This window comes from Allobosea sp. 05T422_2 (assembly GCF_056396265.1).
The window spans coordinates 1-10,751 of sequence record NZ_JBFTLD010000240.1; the positions used below are offsets into that span (position 1 = coordinate 1).

The 10,751-nt window shown below is 66.2% G+C and carries 11 protein-coding genes and 1 pseudogene; 10 read left to right on the forward strand and 2 right to left on the reverse strand.

Annotation, left to right across the window (positions count from 1 at the left end; all coding sequences use genetic code 11):
* Positions 1–674: 674 nt before the first annotated feature.
* A complete protein-coding gene (locus tag AC1DJT_RS28715) occupies positions 675–1,163 on the reverse strand; it encodes a hypothetical protein (RefSeq protein WP_476835372.1) in 489 nt (162 codons plus the stop codon).
* A 124-nt stretch (positions 1,164–1,287) separates the two neighbouring features.
* Here AC1DJT_RS28715 and AC1DJT_RS28720 point away from each other — a divergent pair, with 124 nt between their 5' ends.
* The 4 genes from AC1DJT_RS28720 (at position 1,288) to AC1DJT_RS28735 (ending at position 4,819) form a co-directional block, all read left to right on the forward strand.
* Positions 1,288–2,841, forward strand: coding sequence for a sensor histidine kinase (locus AC1DJT_RS28720; RefSeq protein ID WP_476835373.1), 1,554 nt, complete (start codon positions 1,288–1,290; stop codon positions 2,839–2,841).
* Positions 2,838–3,437, forward strand: a complete 600-nt coding sequence (locus AC1DJT_RS28725; RefSeq protein WP_441507856.1) for a response regulator transcription factor — start codon at positions 2,838–2,840, stop codon at positions 3,435–3,437. The genes AC1DJT_RS28720 and AC1DJT_RS28725 overlap by 4 nt, the downstream gene beginning before the upstream one ends.
* Positions 3,438–3,571: 134 nt before the next feature.
* Positions 3,572–4,060 (forward strand): GlcG/HbpS family heme-binding protein, encoded by a 489-nt coding sequence (locus AC1DJT_RS28730; protein ID WP_441490269.1) that lies wholly within the window; start codon positions 3,572–3,574, stop codon positions 4,058–4,060.
* A gap of 69 nt (positions 4,061–4,129) precedes the next feature.
* A complete protein-coding gene (locus tag AC1DJT_RS28735) occupies positions 4,130–4,819 on the forward strand; it encodes an ankyrin repeat domain-containing protein (RefSeq protein WP_476768626.1) in 690 nt (229 codons plus the stop codon).
* A gap of 276 nt (positions 4,820–5,095) precedes the next feature.
* Here AC1DJT_RS28735 and AC1DJT_RS28740 read toward each other — a convergent pair whose 3' ends face one another.
* Positions 5,096–5,413 (reverse strand): hypothetical protein, encoded by a 318-nt coding sequence (locus tag AC1DJT_RS28740; RefSeq protein ID WP_476835374.1) that lies wholly within the window; start codon positions 5,411–5,413, stop codon positions 5,096–5,098.
* Between the two features lie 454 nt (positions 5,414–5,867).
* On the opposite strand from AC1DJT_RS28740, the gene AC1DJT_RS28745 reads away from it, so the two are divergent.
* From AC1DJT_RS28745 to AC1DJT_RS28770, 6 genes and pseudogenes are all read left to right on the forward strand, one after another.
* Positions 5,868–6,686: a transporter substrate-binding domain-containing protein gene (locus AC1DJT_RS28745; RefSeq protein ID WP_476835377.1), complete on the forward strand. Its 819-nt coding sequence runs from the start codon at positions 5,868–5,870 to the stop codon at positions 6,684–6,686.
* 68 nt (positions 6,687–6,754) lie between these two features.
* The gene (locus tag AC1DJT_RS28750) at positions 6,755–7,435 is read left to right on the forward strand and encodes an amino acid ABC transporter permease (RefSeq protein WP_441490266.1); all 681 of its coding nucleotides are present in this window, start codon (positions 6,755–6,757) and stop codon (positions 7,433–7,435) included.
* A complete protein-coding gene (locus tag AC1DJT_RS28755) occupies positions 7,432–8,088 on the forward strand; it encodes an amino acid ABC transporter permease (protein WP_441507859.1) in 657 nt (218 codons plus the stop codon). Before AC1DJT_RS28750 ends, AC1DJT_RS28755 begins: the two co-directional genes overlap by 4 nt.
* Positions 8,069–8,797 (forward strand): annotated as a pseudogene (locus AC1DJT_RS28760) (amino acid ABC transporter ATP-binding protein). The gene AC1DJT_RS28755 and the pseudogene AC1DJT_RS28760 overlap by 20 nt, the downstream one beginning before the upstream one ends.
* Positions 8,798–8,799: 2 nt before the next feature.
* On the forward strand, positions 8,800–9,822 hold the full coding sequence (locus AC1DJT_RS28765) for a LacI family DNA-binding transcriptional regulator (protein ID WP_476835375.1): 1,023 nt from the start codon (positions 8,800–8,802) through the stop codon (positions 9,820–9,822).
* Positions 9,815–10,751 (forward strand): malonate decarboxylase subunit alpha (locus tag AC1DJT_RS28770; protein WP_476835376.1); only part of this gene is annotated, 937 nt, incomplete at its 3' end. The genes AC1DJT_RS28765 and AC1DJT_RS28770, both read left to right, overlap by 8 nt.

Below are 10,751 nucleotides of genomic sequence, written 5' to 3' on the forward strand. Positions count from 1 at the left end.
CCGCCCCCCCCACCGCCGCCAGAACCGCCGCCGCCCCCGCCGCCATCGCCTCCGCCATCCTTGGCAAAGGAGGGGGCGATCCAGGCCGGGCTTGTCGTGACGAGCGCAAATACGACCGCGAGGGCCGGAACCGCGCGCCACAGGGCGATGTTGCGTGAATGTCGCATGGTAGCTTTCGAAGCTACGACACCCAAGCTGACATTTCCCTGACAGGCCGCGTCAGGCTGGCGAGGTTCGAGGGCGCGCAGGCTCTGCTCCGTCACCGAGGAGAGAATGATCGGCGGTGGCTATGGCAAGGAGATACGACCATGACATTGCGATCACTTATGCTGGCGACCACCATCCTGGTGGCGACCACCGGCTCGCAGGGCGCGAGCGCCGCCATCCGTGACGACAGCTCGCCTCACCTGGAAGGCATCATCCGCCTGGGGGCGTCAGCCCTGTCCCGGAGCGGTGAGGGCGAGAACGATTCCCCAGCTCACAAGAGTGCGACCTCGCATGAGGACGCGGCCCGCGTCATCCTGGCGCGCGACGGCGGCGGGGGAGGTGGCGGCGGAGGCGGCGGCGGAGGTGGTTCTGGAGGCGGAGGGAGCGGTGGAGGCTCCGGTGGTGGCAGCGGCGGCTCTGGCGGAGGCAGCGGAGGCAGTGGCGGCGGAAGTGGCTCCGGCTCCGGCTCAGGCTCCAGCGGCAGTAGCGGCGGCAGCGGCCGCGGTGGCGACAGCGGTGGTGGTCTCGGCGGTTCGTCGAGCGGCGGTGGCAGCGCAGCCGATGCGCGTGGCCGCGGCGCCGATGATGGAGCCGGTCATGCCCGAGGCGGTCGCGGTGCTGATAACGCTGTAGGTCAGGCTCGGCATGGGCGTGGAGCGGATGATCCGGCCGGCCATGTGCGGCAGGGACGGGGTGCGGACGATGCGGTCGGTCAGGCCCGGCGTGGGCGTGGAGCGGACGATCCGGCCGGCCATGTGCGGCAGGGCCGGGGTGCGGACGATGCAGTCGGCCAGGCCCGGCGTGGGCGTGGGGCAGACAATCCGGTCGGCGACGTACGTCGCGCCCGCGGCGCCGACGACCCGGCCGGCCATATCCGGGGTGGCCGCAGGGCGGATGACCAGGCCGGTCATCTCTGAAACAGGCCGATGCGCGAGGCTCAACGCCGCCTCGCGCATCCTCTGGCATCCTGCCTGATGTGGGAAGCGAGAGGCTGGACAGGCTGGCTGTTTCGGCTCGGCGAGCGCGACGGTGACTGCGAACGGCTTGCGCGATAGGTTGGCCTAAACTAGGCGCACCCTCGTGAAGCAACGGTTCCTCGCGTTTCTCGGATTATGGATACCGCTGGCGCTCATCGCCCTTGCCCTGGCGGCTGCTACCGAATTCGTCCGGGTGCGGGACGGGCTGGAGCGGGATGGCGGCACGCTGCACCGCGTCCTGTCGCAGCGCGTCGATCAGCATGACGCCCATCTGACCAGCCTCGCAGCAGTCCTCGCAAGCTCGGATGCATCATCCGCAACCTTCCAGGCTGTGGTCGAGGCGATGCAGCGCTTCTATCCCCGCATCGCTGCTGTCGCCCTGATCGATTTCCCCAAGTCATCCGAAATGGATGTCGGCAGCCCACCATCTGCTCTCCGGGATTTCGACATGGCGGCGCTTGCGGGAAAGCTCCGCGAACTCGGGCCAGGGCAGGCTGGGACGGTCGCCAGCCGAGGGGGGACGCCGTTCTACGCGCTGGTCAAGCGCCTTCCCGACACTGCGTCCGAAGTCCGCGCGCTCATCCTGGTGATCGACGGCAAGCTCCTGGTCGAACCGGAGGGCGGCCAGCCGCACGAGATCGCTCTCGTGCTTCGGGATGCTGCCGGAGCGATCCTCGTTCAGACCGGGGTAACCCTTCCCGAACAGGGAGTGATCCCCCGTCTCACCTATGAAAGGGCGCTGGGCAGTCGGTCACAGCCGCTCGTGCTGCACCTCGCCGGGCAGCCGGTTCTGGCGGATCTCCTCCCGCCGCGCACCGCATTCGTCGTCCTGACCGCGACGGGGCTCGCGGTCTTCCTGTTGCTGGTGATCCGGCGCGAGAGACGGCGAACGGCGGGCGCAAGGGAGGCCATGCGCCTGCACCAGCATGAGGCCCGGCTGGYCCATGCGATGCGGGTCAATACAGTCGGTGAAATGGCGTCCGGCATTGCCCATGAGATAACCCAACCCCTGACGGCGATCCTCAGCCAGAGCCAGGCGGGCCTTCGCCTGGCTCGGTCGGGAGGGAAAACCCCCGACGAACTCGTGAGCGTGCTTGAGGCCAATGTCCGTCACGCGCGGAGGGCGGGCGAGATATTGGAGCGGCTGAGGGCCTATGTCTCACGACGTGATCCGGTCCGGCAGCCTGCAGATCTCAACCAGATTACCCGCAATGTGGTCGAACTGGTCGAACGCGACCTGCAGGAGCGCGCGATCACGTTGCGGCTGGAGCTGAGCCCCATTCCGCCATGGGCGGTGGTGGATCGCGTTTCCATCGAGCAGGTCGTGCATAATCTGGTTCGAAACGCTGCCGAGGCGCTCGACGCGATGCCGGAGGAGCGGCGCGTGATCACGATCAGGGTCCGGGAGGTTGCGGGGGAGGCGGTGATTTCGGTCGCGGATCAGGGGAGCGGCATCGCGGATGCCGATATGGCGCGCCTCTTCGAGCCGTTCTTCACGACCAAGAGCGGCGGAATGGGCCTTGGCCTGCCATTATGCGAGCGCTTGGTCGAAAGCGCGGCCGGACGCATGGAAGTCCGGAACGGAGCGGCGAGTGGGGCCGTCTTCACGATCCGTATCCCCGTCTTGATCGCGGAGCGGAAGGTTGCTGCGGAATGAAGCCGGCTGCACGCACGGTCTATCTGGTKGATGACGACAGCGATGTCAGGGAAGCGTTGACCCTGCTGTTGAAGACCATGGGATTCGCCGCGAAGCCGTTTTCGAGCGCGCAGGCTTTCCTTGATCGCCCGGATCCGCGGCAGGATGGCTGCGTGGTCGTCGATATCCGCATGCCGGGGGTCTCGGGTCTGCAGCTGCTCGAACGGATGGCCACCGCGGCAGTACGTATGCCGACGGTTGTGATCACCGGCCATGGCGATGTCACCGCCTGCCGGCGCGCATTCAAGGCCGGGGCCGTCGATTTTCTGACCAAGCCGGTCGATGAGCAGGTTCTGCTCGAAGCGATCGAGGCCGGTTTCGCGCAGCGCGACGACCTGAGCCGGGATCAGGCAGAGCGGACCGAGCGGGCCGCACTGCTCGCTCGCCTGACCCCACGCGAGCGCGAAATTCTCGATCTGGTAGCGCAGGGCCGGTCGACCAAGGAGATCGCACGCGCTCTCGACCTCTCGCCCCGCACGGTCGAGACCCATCGTGCCAATATCGGGGTAAAGCTTGGCGCGACCTCGGTTGCCGCCATGGTGCGGGCCGCGCTTTAGGGCTCGGCCTCCGGCAGGTCTCCGTATGATTACGGAGATGGCTCCGGCACCGCACCGATAATCTTCGCCGCCGCCTCGGGCTAACCTTTCTCCGTCGAGCACAGGGTTCGATCACGCTCAGTACCGGAGAAATCATGTCCATGATCCGCCTTGCTGCCGCCGCAGCCCTTGCGCTTGTCCCCGTCGTCGCCGGGGCTCAGGTTCTTCAGGAACGGAACATGCCGCTGGCCATCGCCCAGGAACTCGCCCAGGCCACCGTCGAGGCTTGCGCGGCCAAGAATTTCAATGTGACGGCGACCGTCGTCGATCGTGCCGGGCTCGTGCGCGCCGTGCTTCGCGCCGATCGGGCCGGGCCGCACACTGTCGAGGCCAGCCGCGCCAAGGCTTTCACCTCTGCCTCTGCCCGCAACGCTACCTCGGCGATCGCGGAGGGCGCCGAGAAGAATCCGGCCGCTCGTCATCTTGCGTCGATCGAAGGCTTCCTGCTGCTCGGCGGCGGCGTGCCGGTCAAGGTCGGTGACGAGGTCATCGGTGCGGTCGGGGTCGGGGGCGCTCCCGGGGGGCATCTTGATGAAGAATGCGCCAATGCCGGCATCGAGAAGGTGAAGGCGAAGCTGCGCTGAGACTATTCTTAGGCATGTCGATGAAGGCGGCCGGCGCTCGGCCGTCTTCGGGATCGTCGGAGTGGGGCAATGTCGAGAACGCTGTTCGCCGCCGTAATCCTCGCGGTCGCGACCCTGTCGGGCCAAGTGCGGGCGCAGACGCCGCCGAGTGCCGCGGAATTGTCCGCCTATCAGGGCCTCCACGCCGCTGCCGCGTCCGGCGACGTCGCCCGGGTCAACCACCTTGCCGCGACGGGGGCTGACCTGAACGCCCGGGACGGGAACGGCCGCACGCCGCTCCATGTCGCGGCCTTTCGCGGGCAGGGGGCCGTGGCGTGCGCCCTGATCGTCGCGGGAGCGAACCCGGCGCTTCTCGACCACCAGCGTTATGATGCCGTCACCATCGTCGCAGTCAGTGACGATGTGCCGACGTTGAAGGCTCTGCTCGCCGCGGGCGCGGCCGCGACCCTCGTCACCAGCCGCTATGACGGCACCGCGCTGATCGCCGCCGCCCATCTCGGCCATGAGGGCATCGTAGAAGAGCTGATCAAGGCGAAGGCGCCCCTCGATCACGTCAACAATCTCGGCTGGACAGCGCTGATGGAGGCGGTGGTGCTCGGCAATGGCGGCCCACGGCATGTCGCGACCGTGCGGGCCCTGGTCGCTGCCGGCGCCAATCCCGGGATTGCTGATCGGGACGGCCTTACGCCGCTGCAACATGCCCGCGCTCGGGGCTATAAGGCCATCGTCGAGGCGCTTGAAGGCAGGCGCCTTCGCTGATCCAAGCCGGGCCCGGCAAATCTCTCGGGCGCTGGTTCGCGCCGGGCTCACGTCAGGCGGCCGTCCTCAGGACCGCTGTGACCTCGGAATCCTGGACAGCGCGAAATGAGCGGGCTGGGTGTCCGCGCGGGTTGTCGACGTCAGGCTAAAGCATCGGCCCGAAAAGTGGATCGCGGTTTTCGGAAAAGCCGATGCAAACACAGAAGGCCAGATCATCGGACCGGATACGATATCCGGTCTGATGATCTGGCCTTGGGCGGCGAGCGCTATCCGGCCTCAATCAGCCAACCGGTGTTCAAGCACCTGATAGAAATCATCATTGGCGGGATCCGCAGCCAGCGCGAGGGTCGTCTCGTCGGAGGGGACACTCAGCCCGCCGGCAAACGCCTTGAAGGCGTGGGCAGATTCCTCTTCCAGGAAGCAGAGCCGTATCGCCATCTTGTCCCTGGGCAGGGCGACAACGCGATAGGGGATTCCCCGCAGACTGAGCCACGCATCCATGGCGTCGAGCTTGAGGCGCAGATTCACATCGTCCGTCGTGACCAGGACGTGATGAATCCAGTGGGKGGCATCAACGACATCAAGGCATGCCATGCCAATTTCCCCCGCTCGCAGATTTTCTCACCGCGCTGCTCTTAAACCTGAGGTTTCTCGCTTAGGTTGTATAGGGTGAATTCCTGCTTGTTCGCAGAATTGAGCTGCCCCCCGGGAAAAATCGCGCGGCACGTGCGCGGTGGTTTCCGGAGTGTTCGTTCAGTCCTGGATCGACCGACCAGGGGCGGCTCGCATGCAACCTCACAGGCGCGCTGCAGGCGCCATCACGCCAGGCGCGAGAACCAGCCATCTGCATCGCTCGCTTGCCTCGGCTGTGCCCTGGATCTCCAGAATTCGAAGAGGCTTTCGGCGGCTCTTGCTGGCGGGCGGAGAGCCATGAGCTGGATGGAAGCGTTCATGGGCTTGACACCGATTTGGTCATATGGAACGTTCCAGTTCGAAGCTGGAACGTTCTAGAAGCCCGGCTCATGGAAACGCGACATGGAGAAAGTGCATGGACGAGCATAATCCGTCACGCCGCGCCGCTTTGGGCGCGCTAGCCTTGGGGACGGCCGCCGCTGCTGCGGTCACTGCAAGCACGACGACAGCCAGCGCCTCGACGCCTGAGGAATTCACCAAGCGCGGCAGCATTGCCATCGGTGTCGTGTCGGGCGTGCCGCCTTTCGGTATCGTCAATGAGCGCGGCGAAGCATCGGGCTACGATGTCGATGTCGCCAATCTCATCGCCAAATACATGGGCGTGAAGGCGGAGATCACCGCGCTGGCGCCGCCGGCACGCATTCCCGCCTTGCAGGCCAAGCGTGTGGACCTGCTGGTCGCGACGCTCGGACCGACGCCGGAGCGCGCCAAGACCATCGTCTTCCCGATGCCTTACAGCGCCTTCCGCATGTCGATCATGGGCGCGAACGATCTGGCCGCGAAGTCTCTGGCTGATCTCGCCGGCAAGCGCGTCGCGGTTCCGCGCGGCAGCCCGCAGGACACCACGCTGACGCGCATGGCGATGCCGGGTACGAACATCGTGCGCTTCGATGACGATGCGATCTGCGCCCAGGCGGTCTTCAGCCGCCAGGTCGATGCCGCGGCCCTTCCGGACACCACGGTCAATCAGATTCTGGGTCAGAACAAGGGCGCCAACGCCGAGCTCAAGTTTGCCTTCGCGCTGCAGCCCAACTCGATGGCTGTCCGCAAGGACCAGATGGAGCTGCATMAGTGGCTCAACAACACGATCTGGTTCATGAAGAACTCTGGAGAGCTCGACGAAATCTCCAAGAAGTGGCTCAACGCGCCTCTGCCGGAACTCCCGGTCTTCTGAGCTAGCGCGCCGGTGCGCCCCGGCGGCGCACCGGCTTCGTCTTCTCCCGCGATCGAAATGTCAGCACTATGCCAAGCCTCGTCTTTTCCGACGTTTGGGCGCAATTAGACACGCTCCTGAGCGGCCTTCTGCAGACCGTCTGGATCTCCGCTGTCGCTATCGTGCTCGGCGTGGTCATCGGCGTCCTGTGCGCGGTCGCGCGCAGCGCACGCAGCCGGCTCCTGCGCGTTCTTGCAGCCGGATATGTCGAGGGCATGCGCAACACGCCCTTCATCGTCCAGCTCTTCCTCGTCTTCTTCGGGCTTCCCGGCCTGGGCATTCAGATCACGGCGATCCAGGCCGGGCTGATCGCGCTCACCCTCAATCTCGGCGCCTATTCGGCAGAGATCATTCGCGCTGGAATCGAGGCCACCCATCGCTCGCAGATCGAGGCCGGTGCGGCACTCGGACTGAGGCGCCGCGACATTCTGCTCCACGTCGTGCTTCTGCCGGCCCTGGAGCGGGTCTGGCCGGCGCTGTCGAGCCAGTTCGTCCTCACCATGCTTGCCTCATCGATCCTCTCCCAGATTTCCGTCGAGGAACTGTCCTCTGCGGGAGCCCTGATCGACAGCCGCACCTATCGCTCGATGGAGGTCTACATCATCCTCGCCGGCTTCTATCTCGGCCTCACGATGCTGTTCCGCCTGAGCTTCGATCTCGCCGGCCGGTTCCTGTTTCCGCGCCGTCGCGCGGTGGCGGTGCGTCGATGATCCGTTCCTTCGGTCCTGCCGAATTCACCTTTCTCGTCGAGGCGGCGCGCTGGACCGTGCTGCTCTCGCTGCTGGCCTTCATTGGCGGCGGCGCGATCGGCATGGTCGTCGCGCTGATGCGGGTGTCGCGCAACGCCATGCTCAGGAACATCGCAGCCGGCTGGATCAGCGTGGTGCAGGGCACGCCGGTGCTGATCGTGCTCTTCCTCGTCTTCTACGGCCTGCCGTTCCTCGGCTTGCGCTTTCCACCCCTCGTGGCGGCGGCGCTCGGGATGACGGTCTATGCCAGTGCCTTTCTGGGCGACATCTGGCGAGGCTGTATCGAGGCCGTGCCGCGCCAGCAATGGGAGGCGGCGTCCTCGCTCGCGCTGAAACCGGCGCAGCGCATGATCTATGTCGTGCTGCCGCAGGCCGTCAGGCTGGCGGTACCGCCGACGGTCGGCTTCATGGTGCAGATCGTCAAGAACACCTCGGTGGCGTCGATCATCGGCTTTGTCGAGCTGACGCGGGCCGGCACCCTCATGAACAACGTGACATTCCAGCCCTTCTGGGTCTTCGGCTCTGTCGCACTTCTTTACTTCGCCATGTGCTGGCCGCTGAGCGTGATGAGCCAGCGGCTCGAGAGGAGGCTCCATGCCGGTCGTCGTAGCTGAGGACGTTCGCAAGTCGTTCGGATCGCTCACCGTCCTCGACGGTGTCTCGCTGAGTGTTTCCGAAGGGGAGCTGATCGCGGTGATCGGCCGCAGCGGCTCGGGCAAGAGCACCTTCCTGCGTTGTCTGAACGGCTTGGAGACGCCTGATTCCGGGCAGATCATCGTTGCCGGTCACGCGCTTGCTCCGGGTGAGGAGGCCCTGCGTGCGCTGCGCCAGGATGTCGGCATGGTGTTCCAGTCTTACAATCTCTTTCCGCATCTGACGGTCGGTAAGAACATCGAGCTGGCGCCCAGGCTGGTGAAGAAGATCGGCAAGGCCGAGGCTTCGGATATCGCCCGTTCCGTGCTCGCCGAGGTCGGGCTGGCCGAGAAATACGACGCCTTCCCGGAGCAGCTCTCAGGCGGGCAGCAGCAGCGTGTCGCGATCGCGCGCAGCCTGGCCATGCGTCCGAAGGTGATGCTCTTCGACGAGGTCACATCGGCGCTCGATCCGGAACTGACGGGCTAGGTGCTCAAGGTCATGGAGGGCCTGTCGCGGTCCGGCATGACCATGCTGCTTGTCACACACGAAATGGCTTTTGCGAGGAAGGCGGCGAGCCGGGTGGTCTATTTCCACCAGGGACGCATTCACGAGCAGGGGCCACCCGAGGAGTTCTTCGGTGCGCCGAAGACTCCTGAACTGCAGCAATTCCTCGGAGCCGTTCTCTAGCGATGTCCCGGCCCACGCTGATCGAAGTCGCGGAACAGGCGGGCGTGTCGAAGTCGACCGCTTCGCTGGCGCTGCGCGGCGCCCCGGTTTCGGCCGAGGCGCGCGAGCGGGTTCAGCGCGCCGCGTCCCAGCTGGGCTATATCTATGATCGTGCCGCTGCCGCGATGCGGGGCGCTCGTTCGGGCACGATCGGGTTGATCGTCTTCGATCTTGCCAACCCCTTCTATYCGGAGCTCGCCGCCGGCGTGTCCGAGAGCCTGGAGGCGGAGGGCGCGCTCGTTCTGATCGCCGACACGCGCGAGGATTGCGGACGGCAGTCACGAATCCTGACCCGGATGCGCGAACATCGGCTCGACGGGCTGATCCTCTGCCCGTCGACCGGCAGCGATGCGTCGGAATTGAGAGCCCAGATTCCGTCCGACCTGCCGCTGGTCCAGGCGTTGCGCCATGTCGAGGGATTGGTCTCGGATTATTCCGGCGCTCAGAACGCGGCAGGTACGCAGGCCATTGGTCGCCATCTGCTGGGGCTCGGTCACAGGCACATCGCCTTCGCCGGGCATAATGACGAAACCTCGGTCCAGCGCGAACGTTTCGCCGGCCTGAAGCAGGCGACCGACGAGGCGGGTCTGCCGCCGCCGATCTCCATCGCCTGTCCGCCGACGCTGGCAGGCGGCGTGGCTGCTGCGGAGATCGCCCTGGCGCTTGGTCCGCAGCCCACGGCGCTCGTCTGCTTCAACGATCTCGTGGCGATCGGTGCGACGCTGGCGCTGGCGCAGCGCGGCATGACACCGGGCCGCGAGCTCTCGATCACCGGCTTCGACGACATCATGGAGGCGGCCTTGCGGACGCCAGCCCTGACCACGGTTGCGATCGAGCCCCGCAACCTTGGACGCAAGGCGGCCGAACTCGTGCTCGAGCGCCTCGACGATCCGAACGCGCCGCCGAAGACCTGCCTTCAACCCGCTCACCTCATCGTCCGGAACACGACGGGCGCCCCCTTCCTCCCTGGACATCGCCATGTCTAAATCTGTCATCACCGCGCAGGCCGCGGCCCGCCTGATCCCCGACGACGCCGTCGTCACCGTCTCGTCCTCGTCCGGGTTGAACTGTCCCGACGCCGTGCTCAAGGCGATCGGCGAACGCTTCAAGGCGGAGGGGCATCCGCGCAATCTGACGACGCTGCACCCGATCGCCGCCGGCGACATGTACGGCATCGACGGCATCGACCATCTCGCCCAGCCAGGCCTGCTCAGCGCGATCCTGGCCGGCTCCTATCCGTCCGGCCCGTCCTCGCTTCCGTCCCCGCGGATCTGGTCGATGATCGGCAGCAATGAGATTGCGGCCTGGAACGTTCCATCCGGGATTCTCTTCGACATGCACCGCGATGTCGCGGCAAGACGAGCCGGCGTCCTCACCAAGGTCGGGCTCGACACCTTCGTCGACCCGCGGCGCCATGGCTGCGCCATGAACGACGCGGCACGCGCCCGTCCCCCGGTGGTAAGCGTCGTCGCGTTCGGCGGCGAGGAGTGGCTGCACTTCCCCAATATCGTACCGAAGGTCGCGATCATTCGCGGCACGACGGCCGATGAGCGCGGCAATATCAGCATGGAACATGAGGGCGCACCGCTCGGCGCGCTCGACCAGGCCATGGCTGTCCGCAACCATGGCGGCATCGTCATCGCCCAGGTGAAGCGTGTCGTCGCAACCGGTTCGCTGCCGACGCGCCAGGTTGTGGTGCCGGGACATCTTGTCGACCACGTCGTGGTCGACCCCGACCAGCGTCAGACCACCGGAATCGACTATGACCCCGCGATCAGCGGCGAGATCCGCGTGCCGGCTTCGGCTTTCGAACTGCCGGAGTTCGGCATCGAGACCGTGATCGCCCGGCGCGCGGCGATGGTGCTGCGTTCTGGCTGGGCGGTGAATCTCGGCTTCGGCGTCTCGGCCGTGGTTC

Excerpts from the sequence above, each read along its gene's own strand:
- AC1DJT_RS28715 (WP_476835372.1), bottom strand. The coding sequence starts at position 1,163 with ATGCGCGAGGCGGCGTTGAGCCTCGCGCATCGGCCTGTTTCAGAGATG.
- AC1DJT_RS28730 (WP_441490269.1), top strand. The coding sequence starts at position 3,572 with ATGTCCATGATCCGCCTTGCTGCCGCCGCAGCCCTTGCGCTTGTCCCC.
- AC1DJT_RS28735 (WP_476768626.1), top strand. The coding sequence starts at position 4,130 with ATGTCGAGAACGCTGTTCGCCGCCGTAATCCTCGCGGTCGCGACCCTG.
- AC1DJT_RS28750 (WP_441490266.1), top strand. The coding sequence starts at position 6,755 with ATGCCAAGCCTCGTCTTTTCCGACGTTTGGGCGCAATTAGACACGCTC.
- AC1DJT_RS28755 (WP_441507859.1), top strand. The coding sequence starts at position 7,432 with ATGATCCGTTCCTTCGGTCCTGCCGAATTCACCTTTCTCGTCGAGGCG.